Origin of the sequence: Synechococcus sp. PCC 7336 (assembly GCF_000332275.1) — a bacterium.
GTDB lineage: Bacteria > Cyanobacteriota > Cyanobacteriia > Thermostichales > PCC-7336 > PCC-7336.
Window position 1 is genome coordinate 2840026 of sequence record NZ_CM001776.1, and the last position, 25374, is coordinate 2865399.

Annotated in this window: 20 protein-coding genes, 1 tRNA gene and 2 rRNA genes; 14 read left to right on the forward strand and 9 right to left on the reverse strand. The window is 53.1% G+C overall.

Features of this window, described 5'->3' with window-relative positions; translation table 11 throughout:
- The first annotated feature begins 11 nt into the window (after positions 1-11).
- From SYN7336_RS13570 to rrf, 3 genes are all read left to right on the forward strand, one after another.
- Positions 12-87: transfer RNA gene (locus SYN7336_RS13570), tRNA-Ala, on the forward strand.
- A gap of 214 nt (positions 88-301) precedes the next feature.
- Positions 302-3203: ribosomal RNA gene (locus SYN7336_RS13575) — 23S ribosomal RNA — on the forward strand.
- Between the two features lie 81 nt (positions 3204-3284).
- Positions 3285-3401 (forward strand): 5S ribosomal RNA (gene rrf / locus SYN7336_RS13580).
- A 71-nt stretch (positions 3402-3472) separates the two neighbouring features.
- Here the strand turns inward: rrf and SYN7336_RS13585 are convergent.
- Positions 3473-4681: a DUF4336 domain-containing protein gene (locus SYN7336_RS13585; protein WP_017326495.1), complete on the reverse strand. Its 1209-nt coding sequence runs from the start codon at positions 4679-4681 to the stop codon at positions 3473-3475.
- Between the two features lie 139 nt (positions 4682-4820).
- Between SYN7336_RS13585 and SYN7336_RS13590 the strand changes: the two genes are divergently transcribed.
- From SYN7336_RS13590 to SYN7336_RS13615, 6 genes are all read left to right on the forward strand, one after another.
- Positions 4821-5240: a hypothetical protein gene (locus SYN7336_RS13590; RefSeq protein WP_017326496.1), complete on the forward strand. Its 420-nt coding sequence runs from the start codon at positions 4821-4823 to the stop codon at positions 5238-5240.
- Positions 5241-5485: 245 nt separating this feature from the next.
- Positions 5486-5971 carry an allophycocyanin subunit alpha gene (locus SYN7336_RS13595; RefSeq protein ID WP_017326497.1) on the forward strand — a complete coding sequence of 162 codons (486 nt, stop codon included), beginning with the start codon at positions 5486-5488 and terminating at the stop codon, positions 5969-5971.
- A gap of 79 nt (positions 5972-6050) precedes the next feature.
- The gene (gene apcB, locus SYN7336_RS13600) at positions 6051-6536 is read left to right on the forward strand and encodes an allophycocyanin subunit beta (RefSeq protein WP_017326498.1); all 486 of its coding nucleotides are present in this window, start codon (positions 6051-6053) and stop codon (positions 6534-6536) included.
- Positions 6537-6666: 130 nt separating this feature from the next.
- Positions 6667-6870 carry a phycobilisome linker polypeptide gene (locus SYN7336_RS13605; protein ID WP_038025971.1) on the forward strand — a complete coding sequence of 68 codons (204 nt, stop codon included), beginning with the start codon at positions 6667-6669 and terminating at the stop codon, positions 6868-6870.
- Between the two features lie 351 nt (positions 6871-7221).
- On the forward strand, positions 7222-7926 hold the full coding sequence (locus tag SYN7336_RS25885; RefSeq protein ID WP_156820148.1) for a hypothetical protein: 705 nt from the start codon (positions 7222-7224) through the stop codon (positions 7924-7926).
- A 111-nt stretch (positions 7927-8037) separates the two neighbouring features.
- Positions 8038-9330 (forward strand): homoserine dehydrogenase, encoded by a 1293-nt coding sequence (locus SYN7336_RS13615; RefSeq protein WP_017326501.1) that lies wholly within the window; start codon positions 8038-8040, stop codon positions 9328-9330.
- Positions 9331-9384: 54 nt separating this feature from the next.
- Here SYN7336_RS13615 and SYN7336_RS13620 read toward each other — a convergent pair whose 3' ends face one another.
- The 3 genes from SYN7336_RS13620 to fmdA all read right to left on the reverse strand — a co-directional run bounded on the left by SYN7336_RS13620 (position 9385) and on the right by fmdA (position 11470).
- Positions 9385-9756 carry a hypothetical protein gene (locus SYN7336_RS13620; RefSeq protein ID WP_026100987.1) on the reverse strand — a complete coding sequence of 124 codons (372 nt, stop codon included), beginning with the start codon at positions 9754-9756 and terminating at the stop codon, positions 9385-9387.
- Between the two features lie 192 nt (positions 9757-9948).
- Complete coding sequence (locus SYN7336_RS28945; RefSeq protein ID WP_227498508.1) at positions 9949-10230, reverse strand: zinc ribbon domain-containing protein; 282 nt, start codon at positions 10228-10230, stop codon at positions 9949-9951.
- Between the two features lie 43 nt (positions 10231-10273).
- Positions 10274-11470: a formamidase gene (fmdA, locus tag SYN7336_RS13630; RefSeq protein ID WP_017326504.1), complete on the reverse strand. Its 1197-nt coding sequence runs from the start codon at positions 11468-11470 to the stop codon at positions 10274-10276.
- A 1156-nt stretch (positions 11471-12626) separates the two neighbouring features.
- Here fmdA and urtA point away from each other — a divergent pair.
- The 5 genes from urtA (at position 12627) to urtE (ending at position 18174) form a co-directional block, all read left to right on the forward strand.
- The gene (gene urtA / locus SYN7336_RS13640; protein WP_017326506.1) at positions 12627-13913 is read left to right on the forward strand and encodes an urea ABC transporter substrate-binding protein; all 1287 of its coding nucleotides are present in this window, start codon (positions 12627-12629) and stop codon (positions 13911-13913) included.
- 392 nt (positions 13914-14305) lie between these two features.
- Positions 14306-15379: an urea ABC transporter permease subunit UrtB gene (gene urtB / locus SYN7336_RS13645; protein WP_227498509.1), complete on the forward strand. Its 1074-nt coding sequence runs from the start codon at positions 14306-14308 to the stop codon at positions 15377-15379.
- An 87-nt stretch (positions 15380-15466) separates the two neighbouring features.
- Positions 15467-16600 carry an urea ABC transporter permease subunit UrtC gene (gene urtC, locus SYN7336_RS13650; protein WP_017326508.1) on the forward strand — a complete coding sequence of 378 codons (1134 nt, stop codon included), beginning with the start codon at positions 15467-15469 and terminating at the stop codon, positions 16598-16600.
- 37 nt (positions 16601-16637) lie between these two features.
- Positions 16638-17399, forward strand: a complete 762-nt coding sequence (urtD, locus tag SYN7336_RS13655; protein WP_017326509.1) for an urea ABC transporter ATP-binding protein UrtD — start codon at positions 16638-16640, stop codon at positions 17397-17399.
- A gap of 70 nt (positions 17400-17469) precedes the next feature.
- Positions 17470-18174: an urea ABC transporter ATP-binding subunit UrtE gene (gene urtE / locus SYN7336_RS13660; protein WP_038027077.1), complete on the forward strand. Its 705-nt coding sequence runs from the start codon at positions 17470-17472 to the stop codon at positions 18172-18174.
- Positions 18175-18372: 198 nt separating this feature from the next.
- Here the strand turns inward: urtE and SYN7336_RS13665 are convergent, their stop codons facing one another.
- The 5 genes from SYN7336_RS13665 to galE form a co-directional block, all read right to left on the reverse strand.
- On the reverse strand, positions 18373-18684 hold the full coding sequence (locus tag SYN7336_RS13665; RefSeq protein WP_017326511.1) for a hypothetical protein: 312 nt from the start codon (positions 18682-18684) through the stop codon (positions 18373-18375).
- A gap of 14 nt (positions 18685-18698) precedes the next feature.
- Entirely contained in the window at positions 18699-19367 is a 669-nt protein-coding gene (locus SYN7336_RS25890; RefSeq protein WP_156820149.1) for a cupin, read from the reverse strand.
- A gap of 88 nt (positions 19368-19455) precedes the next feature.
- On the reverse strand, positions 19456-21270 hold the full coding sequence (locus SYN7336_RS13675; protein WP_017326513.1) for an ABC transporter substrate-binding protein: 1815 nt from the start codon (positions 21268-21270) through the stop codon (positions 19456-19458).
- A gap of 48 nt (positions 21271-21318) precedes the next feature.
- Positions 21319-23403 (reverse strand): Rne/Rng family ribonuclease, encoded by a 2085-nt coding sequence (locus SYN7336_RS13680; RefSeq protein WP_017326514.1) that lies wholly within the window; start codon positions 23401-23403, stop codon positions 21319-21321.
- Between the two features lie 524 nt (positions 23404-23927).
- The gene (gene galE, locus SYN7336_RS13685; protein WP_038025975.1) at positions 23928-24941 is read right to left on the reverse strand and encodes a UDP-glucose 4-epimerase GalE; all 1014 of its coding nucleotides are present in this window, start codon (positions 24939-24941) and stop codon (positions 23928-23930) included.
- Positions 24942-25374 lie beyond the last annotated feature (433 nt).

A 25374-nucleotide genomic window follows, 5' to 3' on the forward strand; every position in this document is an offset into this window, starting at 1 on the left:
GAGAGTGGCTCGGGGGTATAGCTCAGCTGGTAGAGCACCTGCTTTGCACGCAGGGGGTCAGCGGTTCGAGTCCGCTTACCTCCACCAACAAGCCCTAAACTATCAAATGATTGGAAGAGCATGTAGCACTGATGAGATTGAGGATTCAATCAATCAATCATCTGCTGGATGTTAATCCAGCCAGGACCTTGAAAACTGCATAGTCATCATCAGCAAACTCTAGTGAGCGATTGCGAGAGGAGAAATCCAAACGTAGTTGCGAACGAAAGTGAGCAGGTAAGAATCACCAATGAGAGCAAGTGGTCAAGCGACCAAGGGCGCGTGGTGGATACCTAGGCACACAGAGGCGAAGAAGGGCGCGTAAACCGGCGAAACGCTTCGGGGAGCTGGAAATAGCATCGATCCGAAGGTACCCGAATGGGGCAACCCGGCAGACTTGATCGTCTGTCACTCCCACCTGAATGTATAGGGTGGGTAGAGCAAACGGAGCGAACTGAAACATCTTAGTAGCTCTAGGAAGAGAAAGAAACATCGATTCCCTCAGTAGCGGCGAGCGAAGCGGGAAGAGCCTAAACCAATCTGTTACGACGGATTGGGGTAGTGGGACAGCAAGATGGAATCTGAAAACTAGACGAACTGGCTGGAATGCCAAACCAAAGAGGGTGAAAGTCCCGTAGTCGAAAGTGGAAGGATACTAGCTGAATCCCGAGTAGCGTGGGGCACGTGAAATCCCGCGTGAATCCGCGAGGACCACCTCGTAAGGCTAAATACTCCTGTGTGACCGATAGTGAACGAGTACCGCGAGGGAAAGGTGAAAAGAACCCCGGGAGGGGAGTGAAAAGACCATGAAACCGCGTGCCTACAAGCAGTGGGAGCTCGATTGAACGAGTGACCGCGTGCCTGTTGAAGAATGAGCCAGCGAGTTACAGGATGTGGCCGGTTAAGGCGAAACTGCCGGAGCCAAAGCGAAAGCGAGTCTGATAAGGGCGTCAGTCATATGTTGTAGACCCGAACCCGGGCGATCTAACCATGTCCAGGTTGAAGCTTAGGTAACACTAAGTGGAGGACCGAACCGACTTCTGTTGAAAAAGGAGCGGATGAGGTGTGGTTAGGGGTGAAATGCCAATCGAGCCCGGAGCTAGCTGGTTCTCCCCGAAATGCGTTTAGGCGCAGCGTCTGTGGGTAGCCACGGGGGTAGAGCACTGAATCGGTGCGGGCTGCGAGAGCGGTACCAAATCGAATCAAACTCCGAATACCGTGGTGTTAGCAGGCAGTGAGACGGTGGGGGATAAGCTTCATCGTCGAGAGGGAAACAGCCCAGACCACCAGCTAAGGTCCCCAAGATTCGCTCAGTGATTAAGGAGGTGAGAGTGCCCAGACAACCAGGAGGTTGGCTTAGAAGCAGCCACCCTTTAAAAAGTGCGTAATAGCTTACTGGTCAAGCGCTCTTGCGCCGAAAATGAACGGGGCTAAGCGAGTCACCGAAGCTGTGGATTTATGGTAGGGGAGCGTTCTACGTTAGGTTGAAGCGTCAGCGCGAGCAGGCGTGGACGAAGTAGAAGTGAGAATGTTGGCTTGAGTAGCGAAAACATTGGTGAGAATCCAATGCCCCGAAACCCTAAGGGTTCCTCCGGAAGGCTCGTCCGCGGAGGGTTAGTCGGGACCTAAGGCGAGGCCGAAAGGCGTAGTCGATGGAGAACGGGTCGATATTCCCGTACTGCTGATTGTTTGCCAAGAGGGACGCAGGAAGCTAAGCCAGCCGGAAGTTGGTTACCGGTTTAAGTGTTCGAGGCGATGAGGTCTGGCGAAAACAGACTGAGCTGAGGCACGAATACGAGACGCTACGGCGTCGAAGTGGCTGAGGTTATGCTGCCGAGAAAAGCTCTGACGGCGTTAGGCAATCAGTACCCGTACCCGAAACCGACACAGGTGGGGAGGTAGAGAATACCGAGGGGCGCGAGATAACTCTCTCTAAGGAACTCGGCAAAATGACCCCGTAACTTCGGGAGAAGGGGTGCCCTTGTTTGGATATTTATATCTGAGGGAGGGTCGCAGAGAATTGGCCCAAGCGACTGTTTACCAAAAACACAGGTCTCCGCTAACTCGCAAGAGGACGTATGGGGGCTGACGCCTGCCCAGTGCCGGAAGGTTAAGGAAGCCGGTCAGTCTTTTTGATGAAGCTGGCGACTGAAGCCCCGGTGAACGGCGGCCGTAACTATAACGGTCCTAAGGTAGCGAAATTCCTTGTCGGGTAAGTTCCGACCCGCACGAAAGGCGTAACGATTTGGGCACTGTCTCGGAGAGAGACTCGGCGAAATAGGATTGTCTGTGAAGATACGGACTACCTGCACCCGGACAGAAAGACCCTATGAAGCTTTACTGTAGCTTGGAATTGGGTTCGGGCTTTGCTTGCGCAGCATAGGTGGGAGACGTTGAAGCATCTCTTGTGGGGGATGTGGAGTCATCGGTGAGATACCACTCTGGCGAGGCTAGAATTCTAACCTGTATCCGTCAACCGGAACGGGGACAGTTTCAGGTGGGCAGTTTGACTGGGGCGGTCGCCTCCTAAATGGTAACGGAGGCGCGCAAAGGTTCCCTCAGGCTGGTTGGAAATCAGTCAAAGAGTGTAAAGGCATAAGGGAGCTTGACTGCGAGAGTGACCCCTCGAGCAGGGACGAAAGTCGGCCTTAGTGATCCGACGGCACTGTGTGGAAGGGCCGTCGCTCAACGGATAAAAGTTACTCTAGGGATAACAGGCTGATCTCCCCCAAGAGTTCACATCGACGGGGAGGTTTGGCACCTCGATGTCGGCTCATCGCAACCTGGGGCGGTAGTACGTCCCAAGGGTTGGGCTGTTCGCCCATTAAAGCGGTACGTGAGCTGGGTTCAGAACGTCGTGAGACAGTTCGGTCCATATCCGGTGCGGGCGTTAGAGTATTGAGAGGAGCTCTCCCTAGTACGAGAGGACCGGGAGGGACACACCGCTGGTGTACCTGTTATCGTGCCAACGGTAAACGCAGGGTAGCCAAGTGTGGAGTGGATAACCGCTGAAAGCATCTAAGTGGGAAGCCCACCTCGAGATGAGTACTCTCACTTCTAAAAGAAGGTAAGGTCTCGGAAAGATTATCCGGTAGATAGGCGTTAGGTGGAAGTGTGGTAACACATGCAGCCCAGACGTACTAATTGACCGAGGGCTTGACCTCAACCTTTCATTTGATTCTTGGCTTGATGACTGTGCAGCTTTGAGGGTCTTGTCGTTCAAATGAGCAGACCTCGATGGTTTGTCTGGTGCCTATGGCACGGTGGAACCACTCCGACCCATCCCGAACTCGGTTGTGAAACGCTGTCGCGGCGACAATACTTTGGGGGTAGCCCCATGGGAACATAGCTCGGTGCCAGACTTTTATTTGCTTTACCCCCTCTAATTTTTAGAGGGGGCTGTTTATTTTTTGCCTGCTAATTCACATACTTTTTAGACTTTTGAGGGTGGGACGATCCCACGTTTGTTCAGGGTATTTTCTAGATTGCTTAATAGCTCAAAGTCTTCTTCTGGGAGATTATACTGTGCTCGATCGCGACCTGGCTCTAGAAAAGCAAAGGCATGTCGGAATTGTTGAGGGTCGCTTGCCAATGGCGAGTCAAAATGACAGGGGATGATGCGTTTGAAATTCCATTCAATGGCTGTATCGACCCACCGAAGGGTCGCTTGCGGATCGCGATTGAGAATTAATCTTTGCAAAATTGGGGCGACAAAGATGCGCCCGCCTCCCCGTAGAATTTCGAACGATCGCCTCCAGTCCTCTTTCCATTGCCAAGGCAAAATACCGAAGTAGCTCTTTGCAGACCGCTCTGCAGCTCTGAAGGCATTTCGAAGGGACTGACCAACCCTGAGAGTTTCGAGCGCACTCGGCCGAAAGTAGAAGGAAAATAGAGCAATTCTTTGCCAGCCTTTGCGACGATTCTCAGGATTATCCTCGATCGCATCTTCGGCTCGATCTTTGGCGTGAAATAACAGTGGGTAGGGGTCCAGTTGCAGAATAGCAGGAGGATCTTCCGGGATCGAGATAATGGTGTCGGTGACTAGGAGTGTGTGGGTTTGCCTGTGAAATAATGCAACTTCTTCAAACGGACCGAGGCCGAGATCGATCGGCCCGAGGCTGGCATAGTCAAACTCGTCACCGAAGGGGACATCGCTACTGTGGGGGGGAAGTAAGTGCGTGCGTTGTTTGGGGAAGCCGAGCCAAGTTAGAGGCAGATTGATGGGATAGCTCCACTGGTGGGCGGCGACGTAGACTTGCGCGCTGGAAAATTTTCGCGCAAAGGGGGCCACAAAGACCTTGTGCTCCACTCCAGAGACGGTGGGTAGAATGACATATTTGATTTCGCCGTGAACGTCGATCAGTTCTTGTAAGAGGCGGGTGCATTCTGGAGTAGGAGCGACAGGGGCGTAGACGAGCAGGCCGCCAGCCCGGAGCTTAACGACGGTCATTCGGATGGGAACGACAACGTATAAGATGCCTTGCAACTGCTCGAAGGTCCAAATTGTGTCTTTGACCACCTCTTGCCGCAGAGTTCGCCTTTTGCCGTAGGGGTAAATCGGGACGATCGGCCAAAAGGGCCACGATAGATCGCGGGAACGAATCCTCTCACTAGCCTGCGGCTCCATCGCTTGCTTTGCCACCCTTTTAGTCTCCGGCATGCTGTACTTCTTCTAATCTACAGAAGCTCGGATGCTCAACCGCTATCTTCGGGAGATACGTCTGGGGCGCAAGCTTAGCAGGGAATGACACAATAGAGCTTGTGGTATAGGCGATAGGCAAATGCGCAGTTGGTGGTTGCTTAGCAGTTTGCTATTGGGGCTGTTACTGGGGGGGACGGCCTTTGCAGAGGATTGGGCGTTTTTTGCAGCGGGCGAGGATGGCTATCGACATTATGTCGATTTGGAATCTGTGCGTTGGCAAGAGGACGATCCCGCGCTTGTGGAAGCAAAATTCATCAATACCAGCCGATCAGACATCTATGTGGTGCAGCACTTTTGCGACGCTCGCCATCCCAACTACGGTCTGTACCTGTTGGATGGGGCCTCCAGGTCGGTGCAGCCTGAAAGTGTCGTCGAGTCATCGCGGCAGATCCTGTGTTTCAGTCCCTGCGTTCTGCTTCAATCATCTGATGGAGACGCCGCGCCCGATCGCCGACCGGCATTAGCCGCCGATTTCTGGCAGCGGCATTCTTGTTTGTGAAGTCCCTCGACTGCCGCATGCAAGGACAGAGCCATTGAGATAACGAGTCCAGAATGGGTTACATTAAAAAGTTTGGCTTGCCATATGCGTTTATCTCTCTGCCGATCGGGTCTCATCCTGAGCGTCTCTGAGAAGAGGATTAAGAAATATCACGAACCGAGACGTAGCATCGACTTCATGCCCGACAATTGGGACCGGTATCCCTGTTATACTCATCCTAAAATTGCCTCGAGGGTAGACATTAAATGAGTGTTGTCACCAAATCCATTGTGAATGCTGACGCCGAAGCGCGTTATTTAAGCCCCGGTGAATTGGAGCGAATTAAGTCCTTCGTTTCATCTGGCGATCGCCGCCTGCGCGTCGCTCAAACCCTAACTGAGAATCGCGACCGTATTGTGAAGCAGGCGGGAGATAAACTCTTCCAACTGCGTCCCGATGTGGTTTCTCCCGGCGGTAATGCCTACGGTGAAGAAATGACCGCAACCTGCTTGCGCGATATGGACTATTACCTGCGCCTAGTGACGTACGGCGTTGTTTCTGGCGATGTCACTCCGATTGAGGAGATTGGCTTGGTCGGCCTCAAAGAAATGTACAACGCTTTGGGTACGCCGATTCCAGCCGTTGCCGAAGCGGTAAGCCAGATGAAAGCTATAGCAACCAGCCTACTGTCTGGCGAAGACGCTCAGGAAGCAGGCTATTATTTCGATTACGTCATCGGCGCTATGGGATGAGTCAACGGGTCTAAATCCGTTGATTCCTGCCCCAAGCAGATTGTTTAAACGCGTTATTTGATTAGGACACTACATCACCATGCAAGACGCAATCACTTCAGTCATTAACAGCTACGATGTGCAGGGTAAATACCTCGATGGTGCTGCAATCGGTAAGCTGAAAACGTTTTATTCAACTGGCGAGCTGCGCGTGCGCGCTGCAGCGACCATTGCCGCCAACGCCGCCAGCATTGTGCGCGATGCTACGGCTAAGGCACTGTTGTACTCCGACCTGACTCGACCGGGTGGAAATATGTACACGACTCGTCGCTATGCTGCTTGCATTCGCGACCAAGATTACTATCTGCGTTACGCCACCTACGCTATGTTGGCAGGCGACACGTCTATTTTGGACGAGCGTGTTTTGAATGGTTTGAAAGAAACCTACAACTCTTTGGGCGTTCCCATTGGCGCTACCGTGCAAGCGATTCAAGCGATGAAGGAAGTCACTGCTGCATTGGTTGGTTCCGATGCCGGTAGGGAGATGGGAGTTTACTTCGACTATATCTGTAATGGTCTCGGCTAGTAGGCCGATCGCTCGTCTCGAGATCGCTGGCGGGTAGTTTACTGTCGGAAGCCTAACTCAACGGTCGTGCTTCTCTAGGTAAGCTATCCGCTTTGTCCTACTGAGTTGATAATTTTGAGGGTTGATTGATATGCGGATGTTTAAAATTACGGCCTGCTTCCCTACAACAACAAATATTCGTACGCAGCGTGAATTACAAAATACGTATGTAACAAAGTGTGTGAATTACGACAATTGGTTTGCAGAGCAACAGCGCATCCAGAAGGCTGGCGGCAAGATTTTGAAGGTCGAGCTGACGACGGGGAGTAAAGGTGTCAATGTTGGCATTTCCTAAAAGAGACGTCTAAATTTTGCGGCTGCGCTAGCGCTTGCATTGATTTTTTTCAGAGGCGATTGCCGTGGCATTTTGAGATCGCAGGATAGGCTAGTGCTCGAGCACTAGCCTGTTTTTCATATCTGACTATCGTTTCGGCCGATTTGTTGGGGGAGGGTACCGATATGGGAATGCTACTGTCAGCGATACGCCAGTTATCTCAGCGTTTGTCCCCAGGCTAGGATAGGCGCAGTGGGAAGAGACGATATTTGGAGAACGAGCACAAATATTGCAGTGCGGTTAACTCAACAATGGGCTGGGTGACAGCTCTGTTGGTATAGATAGCCGCAAGCAAGTGGGGATGGACTGCAGTTGAGAGTAGCGTATCTAGTCGCAATTGTTGGTTGGCTGTGTTGCCCGCTGGCGGCACAGGCATCTTCACAAGTGCTCAAACAGGGAGAACAGCGTCAACTCCCTCCCTTACAGACTCGGGCGAAGCCACCGCTGCAGCCGCTGGAGATGATGTATCTCGGCATGCAGCTCGATCGTTTTTTGAGCTATGCCGAACAAAATAATTGGCAGTTGCTCGATTTCGAACGGAATCATTTGGATGAAACTTGGCAGCGCTGGGAATTACTGCCTGGGGGGGAAGCAGTCTATACTCCTCCCTTGCCTGCGGTCGAGCGCGTCTATGCCCGAGGTTTTATCGTTCGGGCATATTTCCATCACGATCGCCTGATGGGCTTGCAGCTTTTGCCCAACCTCGCAGAGGCTCATTTGAATGACGTGCAGTTGCATCACTTGGTGCGGGCTTGGTTCCCCGACAATCAATTGGTCTTGAGGTATCAGGTTTTACCAGAGGATCGAACCCATCAGGTGATTAGCGCCTACTGGGGAGAAATCCCGATTGTGCTTGTGGGAGATCTGGCTCCACTCGATACGCCGTTCTGCGAATCTGTTTTGATCCCCAACACCCCGCAGGTGCTGACGGTACCGGCGGTCGGACCGCCCGAGCATTGTATGCGTCCATCTGTGGCAACCGGTTCGCCTCTCAAAACGATTGCGGATGTGAATTGAGGAAAAGATAGGCCATTTCACTGCACCTGCGAGACGCGATCCGGTTTATTGTGGTGGGGCGATGCTGTTATGGCAATGCGCGAGCGGAATTGATGGATTGGATGCGAGAGCGTGGTTTACCGGTTGGGATTGTTAGGTTTAGGCACGGTCGGTACGGGGGTGGCTCAGATTCTCCAGTCTCCGAGCTACCGCCATCCCTTGCTAAAAGAATTGAGTATCGCTCGCGTGGGAGTGCGCTCCCTCGATAAGCCTCGGGATATCGATCTGCCCAACGAGCTACTGACCAATAATCTCTCCGAGATTGTTAGCGATCGCGAGATCGATATTGCGATCGAGTTGATTGGCGGAATTGAGCCCGCTCGAAGCTTGATTTTGCAGGCGATCGCCAATGGCAAGCACGTGGTGACGGCCAACAAGGCGGTCATTGCGGCCCACGGAAAGGAGATCTTTACTGCGGCAGAACGAACCGGCGCGTGTGTGTTGCTAGAGGCTGCTGTTGGGGGGGGAATTCCTATCCTGCAGCCGCTGCAGCAATGTCTGGGGGCGAACGTCATTCACCGAATTACCGGAATTGCGAACGGCACCACAAATTTTATTCTTGATCGGATGACCCAAACGGGGCAGGCATTTGCAGATGCCTTAGCAACCGCTCAGGCGTTGGGGTATGCGGAAGCCGATCCGACTGCTGATGTTGATGGCTTGGATGCTGCTGACAAGATTGCGATTTTGGCCGGTATTGCTTTCAACGAGCGGGTCGATCGCGCAGATGTGTTCTGCGAAGGCATCCGCCACATTACCGACACTGATATTCGCTACTCCCGAGAGTGGGGGTTTGAAGTCAAATTGCTGGCTACCGCCGAGCGCGATCTCGAGACCCGCGAGATCGATCTGCGAGTGCATCCGATGCTGCTGCCATTCGAACATCCTTTAGCCAACGTGCATTTAGCGAATAATGCCATTTTGGTACAGGGGGAACCCATTGGCGAAGTGATGTTTTTTGGTCCCGGCGCTGGACGAGGCCCGACTGCCAGCGCAGTGGTCTCCGACATTCTCAATATTGTGGCGAAGTTAGAAGCGGGCATCGCTCGCCCCGATCGTTATTTCAACTCAAATACATTGCACGAGGCCCGCGTGCGCAGCATTGAGAGAGTGACGCAAAGGTATTACGCCCGCGTCTTGGCGAAGGATAGGCCTGGGGTGATTGGGGCGATGGGTCAGTGCTTTGGCGATCGCAACGTCAGTTTAGAGCGGGTCGTACAAAAGGATGTGTTGGGCGGAGCCGCCGAGGTAGTCGTGCTCACCCACAATGTGCTCGAACGGAATTTTCAGCAGGCCCTGAACGATATTCGTCAGTTGCCCGCGATCCAATCGGTGGAGACGGTATTGCGGGTGTTGCCAGACTGAACTTTTTGGCTGACGCGATCGCAAGGAGCGCTTGTCGGTCTGCCAATGTCGAGCTTATGAAAACTCGCCTTCGTCGATATAGTCTACTTCCACGACACCGCGCGCAGTTTGACGGAAGAATTGCCCGTCGGCGACATATAAAGGCTCTCCGCAACTGGGACAGCTAAATCGACTGCCTTCAATGGCCTCTGACTGGAAGTTACAAATGGGGCAAGTATCGGTGGCAATGGTGCGACGCAGCCACCAGCGAACCCCCAACAGAACCAAGATTGGTAGGGATAGGAGAAAAACCAGGAGAACCAGCAGGGCAGCAACCATCCAACCGAGGCCGATCTTGCTGAGTACAATGCCAATTGCGAGAGCACCGATCCAGAACCCCCAGCCACTCAATGCAAGTGAGTAAGTTTTTGGGTTGTTTGGACGCATGGGGTGAAGTCTCCAGAGTCGAACATTATCCGCAACCTAAAAGCTGCTGACAAATCTTGCAGCCTCGTTCCACATGATATCTCAGATACCCAGCCCCCTAAAGAACCCAAGGAAAATACCCAAAGTATTTGGTGCCGCAACCAGCAAGACACTAAAGACTTTGCACTTGTGGTTTGGATTGTCGCCCTAGAGCTAGCAGCGATCGAGCATCCAGGGCCTGCCACTCGTTTTACTCTGAGCTTTGGGCTGCGAGGGTTCGCGATCGGGCGATCGCTCCACTAAACGAGGCTCGGCTGAATGGCTTCTGCGAATACCTGACAATCCAGTAGACAGCAGGGTGGGCGCAGAAAAGATGCGTTTGGCGGGTGCGCCGCAAGAGGAACACAACAGGGGTTGGCTGCGCTCGGCGAGCGCCCTCCAAGCATCAAACGATCCGCAGGAGTCGCATCGATATTCGTATAGTGGCAAGGACATGACCTCCAGATAGGGCTAGTAGGGCGATCGGGAGGCGATCGCCTCAAACTGGCAAAATATCGCGATCGAAAATTGCCGTGGGTAGAGCTAAAGTACAGCAAGCATTCGGGATATCGACGATACCGCTAATTCTGCCTTCTACCGGCGCGCAGCTCAGTAATAGGTAGGCTTGTTCTCCCGTGAAGCCGAATTTCTTCAAATACTCGATCGCATTCAAGCAGGCTCGACGATAGGAGACGTGAGCGTCGAGATAATATTGTTGTCCGGTAAACTCATCGACAGAGATCCCTTCAAAAATCAAATATTCGGAATAATGGGGCTCGACCGGACCGGGCTTGAAGATGGGGTTGACCATGGCGTATTTTTCCATGCCGCCCTTGATAATATCGACGTGGAGATCGATGAAGCCCGACATTTCGATCGCGCCGCAGAAGGAGATTTCGCCATCCCCTTGCGAGAAGTGAATATCTCCCATGGAGAGCTTGGCCCCATCCACATAGACGGGGAAGTAAATCCGCGATCCGCGCGACAGGTTCTTGATATCGCAGTTGCCGCCGTGCTCGCGGGGGGGCACCGTGCGAGCCGCTTCAGCCGCCACTTTGTCAAACTCAGCCCCTGCCAGCGAGCCCAGCACAGCGTTGGTGGGATTGGGTAGAGCTGCCATCGGCGGGATTTGAGGTTTCCAAGGCGGCCCCGCAGGATTGCCAGCGTCGACTAAGGTTTTCTCGCGTTTATTCCACGTCGCGAGTAACTCGTGAGAAGGAGCGCAGCCGATTAATCCGGGGTGGGTAATTCCGGCAAACCGAACGCCTGGGATGTGTCGAGAACTGGTGTAGATCCCCTGCAAATCCCAAATGGCTTTGGCAGCATCGGGGAAGTGGTCGGTCAGAAAGCCGCCGCCATTTTCCCGCGCGAAAATGCCGGTAAAACCCCACTCGTCCCCCTGTAGGGCACCGATATCGAGTAGGTCAACCACCAGAATGTCGCCGGGTTCGGCCCCGTTGACATAGATGGGGCCACTCAACACGTGGACCACCGTCAAATCCACATCGCGCACGTCATCGGGGCTATCGCTATCGGCAATCTGGCCATCGGTCCAGTCTTTGCATTCGATCCGAAAGACATCTCCGGGATTGACCGAAGCCACAGCGGGAATATCGGGGTGCCAGCGATTGTGACCGGGCATCTCCTGCTCTGACATCGGTTTGGTCAGATCGACTTTAAATAGCGTTTCAGGCATCAGTGACTCCCTGTAAAACAAAAGGCATTTGACTGCAGTGAAATTGCACTCGTCAGAGTTGGAAATCGTAAAAGGATGGCGCGATCGCCACCTCAAATAAATCTCGGGACGCCGAGAGACTCAATCTACAAAATTGACTTAGAGCTTAGGTGAATATCTGGAAAGAGGTAAATATCTGGAAAGTGCTGAGCTTCAAACTGAATCCCAACATAGTTCGTGAGTATGAGCGGCACCATCGCGCAAAAAAGTATTCGCTAATACAATTTCGAGAATTGCAAGCCTGAATCGATATAGCTTTGCCCCTCGCCTCAGACTGTCAAAGAGCTGTTTGGTCCGGTATGGACAGCCAAGCAAATCTAAGCAGAACAATGCGATCGCAGACAATCTCGAGAGCAGAATAAAATAGTGCCTAATATGCTAATCTCGCACATAAATATCTTGAATTCGTAACACTTAGAAGCCTCAATCCCGATCCTTTTGCTTTGAACCTTGACAAGACTGCATCCTATTTTCGATATAAATCTCAATAATCTCAATCCCCAACCGTAGTTGTCCTTGCCCTATGGGCAATTGAGAGGCAAACAGAACATCGAGGGACTCAACCAGACATAGCATAAGAATAACGAGTCTCGATATTTGAATAAAATCCTATACACTTGTTGTGGGCTCATACTCAGCCATTGTTAACAATCCATCAATCAACTCGGGCCTGCTGGAGTCTTGCGCAGTTTTTGTATCCTTGAATACAATTGACGTCTGACATTCATTCTACTTTCTCGTAGAAGGTGTCAAATTGCGAACTTGATATGACCGTATAAATTTTCTCTGTATTTGCAGGAAAACTTGGCTGCCATTTTATGCGGCTGTTGATTGGCCAGGCGATCTGTCGAATGAGTTGCGTTTGCATCTAGCAGGAGCGTCGTCTGATTCGCAGAAATCTTCTGTGGATTGAGGCTTTGGTTTGCAATACTGCCGATCGAATCCTCTCTGCGTAGGAGAAAAGACTCAGTAGGAGAAAAGACTAAGCTGACAAGTGTTTCTGTTTCAAGAACACTCGTTTTTGAAGCGGACTGATTCTGCATTATCGCGGACTGATACGGAACAAAGGTTCTCTGGCTGCGGTCAGTACGTTTACCTGAGATTAGGAGAGGGAAAGGTGTCCATTAAATTTAATCGCCGTCAATTTTTAAAAGCTGGTGCAGCGGTGACGGCTGGAGCTGCTGCAGGGGCGATCGGTCCCCAAATTTTGATTCGGAAGTCTCTCCCCGCCTATGCGCAGGGAGAGACTGTGAAGATCGGAATTCTTCATTCCCTGAGCGGCACTATGGCCATCAGCGAAGTCTCCATTAAAGACGTTTGTGTCATGGCAGCAGAAGAAATCAACGCTGCTGGAGGCGTTCTGGGCAAGCAGATTGAGTACATCATCGAAGACGGCGCTTCAGATTGGCCCACATTTGCCGAGAAAGCTCAAAAGCTGATCGAGGTTGACAACGTGGCCACCGTGTTTGGTTGCTGGACCTCTGCCAGCCGCAAAGCCGTGCTGCCGGTATTCGAGCGTCTCAATCACTTGCTCTGGTACCCGGTGCAGTACGAAGGCAACGAATGCTCTAAGAACATTCTCTATACCCCTGCCGTTCCCAATCAGCAGACGAAGCCCGCACTGCGCTACATGGTGGAAAAACTGGGGGTGAAGAGGGTTTATCTGGAAGCCTCTGACTACGTTTATCCCCGTACTGCCAACCAGATTGCCAAAGCCCAGATCGCAGAGTTGCAGGCAGAAGGTTTTGACATCGAGCTAGCGGGTGAAAACTATCAGCCCTTAGGACATCAAGACTACGCTACGGCTGTAACCAAGATTGTGGCTTCGGGCGCAGATGGCGTGCTGAACACCATTAACGGCGACAGCAACGTGGGCTTCTTCAAGCAGTACACAGCTCAAGGGCTCACCGCCGAGATCTGTCCGGTGATGTCCTCCAGCCTGTCCGAGGACGACGTGCGCGGTATCGGCGCTGAGAACGTGGTGGGTCAGTACGCGGTCTGGAACTATTTCCAAACTCAAGACAGACCTCAGAACAAGGAATTTGTGGCAGCCTTTCAGGCCAAGTACGGTCAGGATCGCGTTACGGGCGATCCGATTGAGAAGGGATATGTCGGTGTCAATATGTGGAAGCTGGCCTGCGAAAAGGCAGGTACTTTCGATATCGAAGCAGTGCTCAAAGCTGTGGTGGGCGTATCCTTTGACGCCCCTGGCGGCACCCACACCATGCAACCCAACCACCACACCACTAAGCCCGTGCTGGTGGGTCGTCACAGAGCAGACGGTCAGTTCGACATTCTGGAAGATCTGGGCTATGTCGACCCCAGAACCTGGGATCCCCTCATCGCGGGCAGCAAATACTGCGATTGGGTTGAGAACCCCGAGGTCGGGACGGTAGAAGCTTAACCGCTGCCTATTGCAGGCGATCGCCTTTCCACAGCTAAGGGTACCGCATCTCAGCACCCTTAGCGCCTTCTATTTGACTCGGCTACTATTCAGCTAAATGTCTTGACTGCGCGAATTCGACGATGCCGAACTGCCCTCACCCCCAGCCCCTCTCCCAATGTTGGGAGAGGGGAGCAACAGCCGGAAACCTTTAGGTTTCGTCAAGTTTCCCTTCCCCCAATTTTGGGGGAAGGGGTTAGGGGATGGGGGCCAGTCCAGTATCGAACTCACGTTTTGACTGAAGCGGAACCTCACCGAGCGATTCCGCTTTCATGTTTTCGCAGGAGGCATTTGCCTCCCCTGACCCTTGTCGATCTTGCTGCTAAAACACTTGCATCTATCAGGCTTCAGACATGCTCGATCTAATGCTGTCGCACTCCCCCATTGTCTTTGCTAAGGCAGAGCTATTCATTGTTGAAAATGGGTTTCAAGTGCTCTTTGCCCGCAAGGGCTTTTTCCTCTGGACACAGCTTTTTAATGCCCTGAGCAACAGTTCGATTTTTTTGTTGATCGGTTTGGGATTGGCCATCACATTCGGTCTCATGGGCGCGATTAACATGGCCCACGGCGAATTTATCATGCTGGGTTGCTATACCACCTACGTGATGCAGCGCTTTATTTTAGGTCGCATTATTTGCTTCAACGGCTGCGGTAGCGATCCTGAAGGAATTACCGACTATAGCCGCACCTTTTTCGAAGCCCATCCCATGTTGTACGACCTCGCTTATCTGCTCACCATTGTGGGAGCATTTGTGGTCGCTGGATTGCTGGGGATAGTGTTGGAGCGGCTGGTGATTAGCCGACTGTACGGCAGATCCCTCGATACCTTGATGGCCACTTGGGGGGTAAGCCTAATCCTGCAACAAGCTGTTCGCATTCTGTTTGGGGCACAGAATGTTGACGTGAATAAGCCCCACTTCCTCAGCAGCCAAATCAGGATTCCCGGTACGTTTATCGTGTTGCCGTACACGCGAATTTTTATTCTAGTGGTTGCCGTTTTAGTTCTGATTGGACTGTTTGTATTCTTGAGCCAGTCTAAGTTTGGCTTGAGAATTCGCGCTGTAACTCAAAACCGGGCAATGGCTTCCTGCATGGGCATTCCCACCACTCGCGTCGATGCGATGACCTTTGGCATTGGCTCTGGCTTGGCGGGGGTTTGCGGAGCCTTGCTCACGCTGATTGGCTCTGTAGGCCCATCCACCGGTCAGAACTTGATTGTGGACTCGTTTATGGTGGTGGTGATCGGTGGGGTGGGCAAGCTGATTGGCACGCTGGCCGGAGCAACGATTTTGGGCTTCCTCAACACGTTTAACGAGTCGTTACTCAACGGCAGCTTGGGAAAGGCCGCAACGTTTGCCATTGTGATTGTGGTGCTGCAGTTCAAGCCAGCCGGACTCTTTCCCCAGAAGGGTCGCGATGTGGAATGAGTAAGTATTAGTCTCGATCGCGGGCAGCCCGATAATTGAGGAGCGCTGCGATCGCATTGATTGTTCAATCTAGTTGGATCGAGCCTAATGGCATCTAGTCAAGCAAGATCGTTTTCCCAGAAACTCAAATCGAAGCGGCTGATTGCAGAGGTCATCACAATTGTTGTCCTCGCGATCGTGTCAATTTTCATCCTGCCGAATATTTTGAGTGAGTTTCGTTTGAATCTGCTGGGTCGGTGGCTGACGTTTGCGATCGTGGCGATTTCGATCGACCTAATTTGGGGATACACCGGCATGTTGAGTTTGGGACATGCGGTTTATTTTGCTTTAGGGGGCTATTGTCTGGGAATGCACCTCAAGCTCCTGTCCCCCAGCTTGACGGGGGCGAGCAATCCCTCGGGAGAACCTATTCCCGACTTCATGGCCTTTGGCGGATTGGACGGGTTGCCCTTTTGGTGGGAGCCATTTTACAGCCCTTGGTTTGCAATGGCGGCAGTTGTCTTCGTCCCGGCGATTGTGGCCTTCATTTTGGGCTATTTAATCTTTAGAAACCGCATCAAAGGGGTATATTTCGCCATTATTTCCCAGGCCACTGCGTTGGTGTTCAGCGTGCTGCTGGTGGGCTATCTAGAATACACGGCAGGCACTAATGGTCTGACGGATTTCAACACGTTTTTGGGCGCGGATATCAATACTCCTGAGGTTCGAGAGGTTCTCTACATCGTCACCGTGGTTTTTCTGCTGGTGATTTATGTATTTGCCCGCTGGCTCACATCTGGAAAATTTGGCCGCCTACTGGTTGCCATTCGCGACGACGAGTTCCGGGTTAGATATGCGGGCTATCACGTCGCCTTCTATAAGCTGGCGGTATACATGATTTCTGCTGTGATTGCTGCGATTGGTGGTGCTTTATTTGTACCGCAAGTGCTGATCATCAATCCGAATCAAGCCGGAATTGTGCAATCGATTGACTTTGTGATTTGGGTTGCTGTGGGAGGGAGAGGAACGTTAGTGGGTGCGGTTTTAGGCGCACTGCTGGTGAATGGTATGAAGACAGCATTGAGTGAAAATCTGCCCGAGGTTTGGCTGTTGGCTCAGGGGCTCTTGTTGGTTTTAATTGTGGTGTTCTTACCGAAGGGGATTGCAGGGGTGTTGGGAGATTGGCTGCGCAGGCTGTTCTTCAGGGCTCCGGCAGCTAAAATTGCATCATCTTCGAGTTAGCGATTCGAGTTAGCAGGTTTAATGCGGGGGCTGAGGTATGGCTAGTGATATTATTCGAGTTGAGAATGTAACGGTTAGTTTTGATGGTTTTAAAGCGATCGACGACTTAAATTTCGCCATGAAGGAGGGGGAGCTGAGGGTGGTGATTGGCCCCAATGGTGCGGGAAAGACGACTTTGTGTGACGTGATTACCGGAAAACTCAAGCCTGCGGCTGGCAAGGTTTATTTCAAGGGTAAAGAGATCACCAATCTGCCAGAGTATAGAATTGCTCGTATGGGGATTGGCAGAAAGTTTCAAACGCCGAGAATATTTCTCAATTTAACTGTGTTTGAGAACCTCGAATTGTCTTTCAATCGCAATAAAGGGGTGCTGTCGACTCTGTTCTCCGTGCGTAAAGCTGAGGATCGCGATCGCATTTACGAGGTGCTCGAGGTTTGCGGTTTAGAAAAAGAGGCCGATCTGCCTGCTGGGGTGCTGTCTCACGGCCAGAAACAGTGGCTGGAAATTGGCATGATGGTGGCTCAAGATCCCGATCTCTTGCTGTTAGACGAGTGTGTGGCCGGCATGACGGACAAAGAGACCGAAGCGACGGGGGAATTGCTCGAGGTATTGGCTAAAGAGCATGCCATTCTGGCGATCGAGCACGATATGGTGTTTGTCCGGCAGATTGCGCGCACTGTGACCGTTCTGCACCAGGGGATGGTGCTGTGTGAAGGTAATTTTGACGAAGTCCAGAACGATGCTCGCGTGATTGAGGTCTATTTGGGTTCCCACAAGACGGAGGCTGCGCCGGTTTAGACTACTGCTGCGATGTTTGGCCTGCTGTACGAAGTGGATGATTGACAAGATGACAGAAACGACTGTGGCGATGAAGCCTCTACTGGAGGTGAGTAATTTCAATGTTTATTATGGCGAAAGCCATATTATTCGAGATCTATCCCTCAAAGTTTTGCCCGGTCAAGCGGTGTGTCTGTTGGGCCGCAATGGCATGGGTAAGACAACGACCCTCAAAACGATTATGGGTCTGCTCGCACAGAGGAGTGGCACGCTGACGTTAGATGGGGACTCGATATCCCATGCCCGTCCCTATCAACGGGCTTGTGCGGGAATTGGCTACGTGCCTCAAGGACGAGAGATTTTCCCGCGCTTGAGTGTTGAGGAAAATCTCTTGGTTGGATTGGAGGCTTCGGCTGAGAATGTTAAATCGATTCCCGAGTTTGTCTACGATCTGTTTCCGATTTTGAAAGATTTTTTGAAGCGCTATGGAGGAGATTTGAGCGGGGGCCAGCAACAGCAGTTGGCGATCGCCAGAGCGCTAGTGTCCAATCCGAAAGTGCTGGTGCTCGACGAGCCTACCGAAGGAATTCAACCGTCAATTATTATTGAGATTGAGGAAGCCATCTCGAAGATTAAGCAGGAGCGGGGGATCGCTGTTCTATTGGTGGAGCAATACTTTCAATTTGCCCAGAGTCTGGCCGATTATTATTATCTGATTGAGAATGGCAGTCTCGTGACGGAAGGTTTAACGAGTGAGATGGATGTGGCGCACGTTCAATCGTATCTGTCTGTCTGATTCAATCGTCCTCTCTGCAAAATAGCACGTGCTTATATGGATCTAAAGACACTACTGCCCAATGCTATCCAGTATGCGATCGCCATCTTGATTGGCTGGCTGCTGATTTCGGGAGAGATTTCTGAAACGTCATTCTTCGTCCTATTTCTTCTCTATGCTCTCGTGGCATATGTTGTGCGCAGGCGATCGCGATCGCAATCAGCCTCCACCTCGCCTGTCGCGTCTCATGTGGAAAAATTTGACGAGGGACATGCCGCTGGCGATCGCAAAAAATAAAGTCATCCCTTCAAACACAATCCATGCTTGGAGAGTATTGCCCCCATCCTGCAGGGCCGGACAGTTATTGAGAAGGCAGTGAATAGAAATGACATTCAGCATCAGCAACAGCACAGCCACCATTCCACTTAACAGTCCTGCACCCAATAAATAGGATTCGGGAGATAAGAGAAAAGCAAACAGTGACGACTGTTGCTCGAGCACTCGATCGATCGATGCCTTCAAGTCCGGCACTGGCACTCTCCAGCCTAAAAATTCTTGACGGCGTGCTGTTCGGGATCGAACTCGTAGCGCTTGCTGTAATTGGGCTTGCCGTAGAGGTTAAAGGTAAACGTGGGCAGCCACGAGTCTTCGGCGTGGACCTGCTCGACACTGTGGATGGCATCGGGGGTAAAGCCAATCAGATCGCCGGGATAGAGGAGTTGCTCCTCGGCCAGATCCAGATCGGCACGACCGGCCTGACTGCCATCATCCGTGCGTCGCCACAAATAATTCCGCTCTCGCCCGCTGGTCTCATCTCCGATAATGGCGACAATGCTCCAAGTGGCATGGTTGTGGACGGGGGACGGTTGTCCCGGCAACCACGACACGGTTTGAATTGCGAAGGGGTAGTTCGGTTCCTGGTAGAGGGTGTGAACAGCCCAGCCTTTTTCTTCATCGGGCATTGGCAAGGTGTCCCCCAGCCAGTCGGCCTGTTCGATAAAACGACGCACCAATACCGCAGCAATACGCAGGCGATCGCGATCGTCCTTGACGGCATCTACCATATCGTCCAAATCGCTCAGCAAGCGGTAGAGGCGATAGGGGCGGCGGTTGGGAAAGCGGCGCAGTTGAGTGGGGGGCTTGCCCATAGGACGGCTGATACCGCTGGCATCCACCATTAGGGTGGCCGTTTGTCGTTCGGTGAGTGTGACCAAGATTTTTCCCAAAACGCGGTGGTTCAATCCTAACCAGAGAGGCCGAGTTTTGTCTGCAGGAATCGCTGTAACTTCCCGCACCTGCTGGCTAAGGAATGATGTCCAGATGTTCTAGATTCCACAAATTCCCCAAAATGGGACGGGGATCGGCATCAATAACGCGATCGCGGATGGCAGTGAGGGCAAGGGGGTTGACGGTGCCGATCAAAGGCAATTGCTCTTGCACGATAGCCTGAAAGCGATTGTAGAGCTGCTTGCGTTTTTCGAAATCCAGTTCGCGAGTCCCGGCACTAAAAATGTCGTCGATTTCCCGTTCCCAAGCGGCAATCTGGCGATCGCGAATTTCTCGCCCTGGCGAACCGGCCGGATTCCAGATATGTAACTGACCGGTGGTGCGCCAGATATTCGCTCCGCTATTGGGTTCGATCCCGCCCCCCCCAAAACTCAGCATAACGGCCTCCCAATCGTAAGTGGCGTTGAGTTTGTTCACGAGCGTGGCGAACTCGATCGGGACAAAATCGACCTCGATACCAATCTGGTCTAAGTCATGCTTGATTAATGCACCGATCGCCTCGCGATCGCTATTGCCCACATTGGTATTGAGCGTAAACCGGACCAAATTGCCCGACCGGTCCCGCAGGCGGTCGTTGCCGTCGTAGGTGTAGCCTGCCGCCAGCAGCAGTTGCTTGGCGCGATCGGGATTGTACTCGTAAACGGGCAGCCCTTCTGCAGGACTGAAATGAAATGGACTGGCGGGGGAGATGGGAGAAATTTGGGACTGGCCCAGCCCCCTCAGTACGCTGTCGATCCAAGCCTGACGATTGACCGCATAGGAGACCGCTCGACGGAAGTTGACATCGGTAAACCAAGCCGACTCGATGGGATCCACAATGGGCTCGCCCGTTTCAGGATTGGTTCCTGTGGATTGGTTGAAACAGAAGAAGCTGTTATTGAGGGTCTGCCCCAAGTTATAAATCGTAAATTTGCCACTGTCTTCTTCCTGCTTGAGCAATTGAAAATCGCTCCCTCGCACCGCAAAGGTATCGAGACTGCCAGAGCGAAACTGCAGCAGTTGATTATCTTGGGATGCCACAATCTGCCGCACCAGACGCGGAATTTTGGGCAGTGTTTCTCCCCCCTCTCCCCGCTTGTAATAGTGTGGGTTGGGCTCCAGCTCTACCCTCTGGTTGGGGGTGTAGCGGGTCAGTCGATAAGGACCGCTACTGGGCAGAATATCGACGGGGGTGTCGATGCTCCAGAGTTGGTTGAACTCGGGGTTCCCCGCTTCATCGGTTGCAGCAATACTGTCGGCCAAGAGGTGTTTGGGCATGACGGGAGTTCCCACCACTCCAAAGAAGGGCGCAAACGGTTCGGGGAGGGTGAACTCGATTTGGCGATCGCCCACCACTCTGACTTCGGGCAGTGCTTGACTCTCGCCGCTGCGCAGAACATCGCGGCTAGAAGTGGGAATTTTTTCGTTGAAGATGATGTCTTCGAAGGTGAACCGAAAATCTTCAATTGTCAGCGGCTCGCCGTCCGACCAGAGCAAACCGGGACGCAACGTAAATACAATACGCAATCCCCCATCAAAAATCTCCCATCCTTCCGCCAGTTCGGGAGCCCAGTCTAGCGTGTCTTCATCCAATCTGGTCAGCCCGCTGAGGGTTGGCCCCAAGACGGTTCTGCTGGGGGCATCGCTGGACAAGTAATAGTTGAAGGTTTGAGGATCGCCAAAATCGGATAGCAGTAGATAGGGTCGCTCGATCGCGGCAGAATTGGCACTGCAGGCGGCGATCGCCCCCATTGCCAAACAGCACAGTAGAGCTCGGCCTAGCTTGACTGAGAGGCTCTCTCGCCAGTGGTTTTGCCAGGCGATCGCCCGTTGCAGCCAGCGGTTTAGCATTAACTTTGCCCCATTCCCTTCTGCACGATTACTCTAGCTCGGGAACGCTCAATCGGAAGACCGCGATCGCTTGCGTCGAGAGGCAGCGGGCGATTGCTTCTTGGGTTTGACTTCGGCAGCCAAACTGCTCTCCGAACTGTCCGAGTCGGGTTCGGTGCCGCTTGCCTCTGAGGGTTCTGCAGATTCAATCGACGCTCCAGCAGATCCTCTGTCTGGGAAGTCAGCCCTGTCTGCAGTGCTCCCATGCTCTTCAGTGGGGTCTGTGTCGCCATCTGAGAGGTCCTCATCAGAAGGATTCAGTTCTACTTCTTCCCCAGCCTCTAGGTCGATGGCCTCTGTTCGATCTTCAACTTCGTCGTCGAGATCGAATCCGTCAATCTCTAGAGGGGCTTGACCCGGCAAAGATACAGCTACCACTGTGTCCCGTCCGGTTTTCACGGGTTCTTCCAACAGGGCCAATGGGGAAATTCCCATCTCCGAATAGACCTTCTGCTGTGGGGGGGTCATCTCGATATTGATCAGCTTGCGGCGGGCTTTGCGCGGAGTCGGCGCGGGGGGCGAGCTCGCCGGGTCAGCACCCTCTTCTACCGTACTTTTTTGAGGAGGCTCGATGACTTTAGTGGGTGCAGGTGTCGGTGTCGGTGTCGGTGTCTCGCTGCGAGTGGGCGCTGCAGGGCTGCGCCGCCCCCGCCGTCCCCCCTGATAGAGATTTTCGGGAACGGGGGTGGCCGAACGACCGCCATTCGAGTAAGTGCTTCTGCGGCGGGAGCCGCCGTTGCGATCGCCCCCCACTCGAGTACCTGCGGTAGCTGCCGGAGCATCTGGTACACTGCTGGCCAGCACTGCCGATGCGTTGGTGACCGAATGGTCGAAGGGGGTCTGCTCCAATTCTGGATGGGCTCCGGGCAGGTGAGCTAACAATCCCAAGCCTTCGCAAGTGGGGCAGGGACGACCGAAAACTTCGTACAAACTTTGACCCTGACGCTTGCGGGTTAACTCCACCAACCCCAGCTCGGACAATTGGGCAATTTGCGGACGAGATTTATCGGCTCGCAATGTTTTGTTGAAATGCTCCAGCACCTGCAATTGGTCGCGACGGGAATCCATGTCGATGAAGTCCACCACAATCACCCCTGCAATATTGCGCAGGCGCATTTGGTGAGCGATTTCAGTCGCGGCTTCGCAGTTGGTCCACAACACCGTTTCGCGCGAGGTGGCCGAGCGCGTAAACGAGCCCGAGTTGACGTCGATCACCGTCAGCGCCTCAGTGGGCTCGATGATGATATAGCCGCCAGAAGGGAGGTCCACGCGGGGGCGCAATGCCTGACGAATGGCGGCATTAACGCGGTAATAGTCAAAAACTGGCGTCGATTCTCGATGAGCGTCGATCGCCACTCCAGCAGGCATGCGACCCTTATTCCAGTTTTGCAGGTGCTTGCGCACCCGCTGCACCCCCTCGGGGGTATCGGTGACAATGCGATTGACCTCATCGCTAAAGGCATCCCGCAGAACCCGCTGAATGAAGTCATTATCGCGATTGAGCAAACTGGGGGGGCGGGTGGCATGTTGTTCCTGTTGAATGGCTTCCCACTGTTTCTTGAGAATTTCTAAATCTTCGATGATGCTCTCTTCGGGCATTCCATCTGCTTCAGTGCGCACCATCAAGCCCATTTGAGGCGGTTTGATCAAAATGGCGAGGGATTTGAGGCGGTTGCGTTCTTCTTCGTCGCGAATTCTGGAAGATAGATTGACCCCGCGACCGGAGGGCATGAGCACCAGATAGCGTCCGGGAAACGATAGATTGCCAGTCAGACGCGGTCCTTTATTCCCCGTCGGTTCCTTCATCACCTGCACCAACACCTTCTGTTGGGGGGTGACCAATTCGGTAATGGCAGAACTGCTCCGTTTGAGCCGAATCGGTCCCAGATCGCTGACGTGAATGAATCCGTTGCGTTCGGGGTTGCCAATATTGATAAAGGCAGCATCGATACTGGGCAAGACGTTTTCCACAATCCCCAGATAGACATCCCCTACTTGATGGTGTCCGCTGGCAACAATCAATTCTTGAATGCGATCTTCAGAAAAAACAGCCGCGATGCGATGTTGCTCGCCAATAATAATTTGTTTGGACATCAAAATTCCTCAAAAGTCGCAGGAGTACTGCTACAAATCCCATGACGGGTATATTTTCTTGCAAGAGTGAAGTTGGTTGCGACGCAATCGACTGGCCGTCGCAGCCACCGATCGCAAGTCCCGAGATTGAGTCGATGCAGGCATAGGTACAGCCGAGGTGCTATATGGCTGAGGTCTCCCCAGCGTTGCGTACATGCTGGAGTTGGGGCTGGTCGCCGTACCAACTCGATCGGCCCAAACGCTATCAGAGCGCAGACCGAAAACCTAGGGGTTAACCTACGAATGCTTCGGGGCAAGAGCGGAACTATTCCAACTTGGCTCTAGACTCTCGATGGCAGGTTCGGATCGGAAGCGCTGCCGCTGAGCTGCAGTGCGTTAGTGCCGAAAAACTCGAGCACTGCCTAGCTTGACCAAGATTATAGCGCTCCTGGTTGATTTGTTCATAGGGGCTGGGCCCGATCGGGCTATTAACTCTGGAGAATCGCTCTGTTTGCAGTGCCAATGACTCTCCTGCAGCAGGCTCGCTATTGTGGCGATCGCGCCATTTGAGGAACTGACACTCCACTTTGGCGACAGTGCCACTGCCAAGCGTGACGCACGATCGTATCCAACTGACGATAGTGGGGTTTCCATCCCAGCACGCTTTTGGCTAGATCCGAGCTGCCCACCAAGACAGGCGGATCGCCGGGACGGCGGGGACCGAGGCGCACGTCAAAATCAGTTTGAGAAATGCGCCGGACCATCTCGATAACTTCCTTGACCGAGAACCCGCACATATTGCCGAGATTGACCGTTTGGCTGCAATTCTCCTGCTGCAGGTATTCCAGAGCCAGCCGGAAGGCATTGGCCAAATCCATGACGTGAACGTAATCGCGGATGCAGGTGCCGTCTTGGGTGTCGTAGTCGGTGCCGTTGATTTGAATGTAGGGGCGTTGCCCTAGGGCGGTTTGGATGGCAATGGGGATGAGATGGGTTTCGGGCTCGTGGGCTTCGCCCAACTGTCCGTCTGGGTCTGCCCCAGCAGCATTAAAGAATCTTAAGGTGACGGACTGCAGGTCGTGGGCTTTGCCATAATCTTGCAAAATGCGCTCCACCATCAGTTTGGTCGCGCCGTAGGGGCTGATGGGGCTGAGGGGATGGACTTCGGGAATGGGGCGTAGTGTGGGCTCGCCATAGACTGCACAGGTGGAGGGAAATACTAGGTGCTTTACCCCCGCAGCGAGCATGGCATCTAGGAGAGTGATGGTGTTGGCAACGTTATTGCGGTAATACAGCCCCGGTTTGGCGGTGGACTCCCCCACCACAATCGAGGCGGCGAGATGGCAGACAGCAGCAATTGAGTGTTCGCTAAAGAGGCGATCGAGCAGTTGTCGATCGCCAATATCGCCAACTGTCAAGTTTCGAGCGGGGACGAAATCGCGACGACCGTTAGACAAGTTGTCGATCGCTACGACATCGTATCCCTCGCGGAGCAGAAGTTTAACGACATGAGAGCCGATATATCCCGCACCGCCCGTCACTAAGATTGTGGACTGCATAGCGTCATTTTCCTCACACTAGGGTGCCGTCTGAAAACAGGCAGTGCGTGCCTCAGCAATGACCGATCGGGCCGGATTGCGCGATCGCAATTGGAACTCAATGGGGAGGTGAATGTACGCAATTGTAAGCGATTGTGTCCCCGCGACCGTGGGAGAAGCGAGCTGAGCAGGCGAGAAAGTGGGGAGGGGTCCCTTGGCGATCGCAAGCTTAGCCCGAGCTCTGCTCGGGCCTGCGGGGGAGCCGAACGGGTGGTGCGGAGAGAGGGGGTAGGATGGCAGCAAGCTTGCGGGCAAAATGGTGACGCAAGCGTTGCATGATTTTGGCGATCGCCCTATGCTCTCTTCACTCCCGACCGAGACCCCCGAATCTGAGAAGATTTCTATCAGGAGCCTCGTGTTTGGCGTTTTGCTACTGTTCATTCCCGTTTCGCTG

Coding starts and splice junctions, on each gene's coding strand:
- galE (WP_038025975.1), bottom strand. CDS start 24,941: ATGCAGTCCACAATCTTAGTGACGGGCGGTGCGGGATATATCGGCTCT.
- urtD (WP_017326509.1), top strand. CDS start 16,638: ATGGCTAGTGATATTATTCGAGTTGAGAATGTAACGGTTAGTTTTGAT.
- SYN7336_RS13590 (WP_017326496.1), top strand. CDS start 4,821: ATGCGCAGTTGGTGGTTGCTTAGCAGTTTGCTATTGGGGCTGTTACTG.
- SYN7336_RS13675 (WP_017326513.1), bottom strand. CDS start 21,270: ATGCTAAACCGCTGGCTGCAACGGGCGATCGCCTGGCAAAACCACTGG.
- urtE (WP_038027077.1), top strand. CDS start 17,470: ATGAAGCCTCTACTGGAGGTGAGTAATTTCAATGTTTATTATGGCGAA.
- apcB (WP_017326498.1), top strand. CDS start 6,051: ATGCAAGACGCAATCACTTCAGTCATTAACAGCTACGATGTGCAGGGT.
- SYN7336_RS13595 (WP_017326497.1), top strand. CDS start 5,486: ATGAGTGTTGTCACCAAATCCATTGTGAATGCTGACGCCGAAGCGCGT.
- SYN7336_RS13605 (WP_038025971.1), top strand. CDS start 6,667: ATGCGGATGTTTAAAATTACGGCCTGCTTCCCTACAACAACAAATATT.
- urtB (WP_227498509.1), top strand. CDS start 14,306: ATGCTCGATCTAATGCTGTCGCACTCCCCCATTGTCTTTGCTAAGGCA.
- SYN7336_RS13620 (WP_026100987.1), bottom strand. CDS start 9,756: ATGCGTCCAAACAACCCAAAAACTTACTCACTTGCATTGAGTGGCTGG.
- fmdA (WP_017326504.1), bottom strand. CDS start 11,470: ATGCCTGAAACGCTATTTAAAGTCGATCTGACCAAACCGATGTCAGAG.
- SYN7336_RS28945 (WP_227498508.1), bottom strand. CDS start 10,230: ATGTCCTTGCCACTATACGAATATCGATGCGACTCCTGCGGATCGTTT.
- urtC (WP_017326508.1), top strand. CDS start 15,467: ATGGCATCTAGTCAAGCAAGATCGTTTTCCCAGAAACTCAAATCGAAG.
- SYN7336_RS13680 (WP_017326514.1), bottom strand. CDS start 23,403: ATGTCCAAACAAATTATTATTGGCGAGCAACATCGCATCGCGGCTGTT.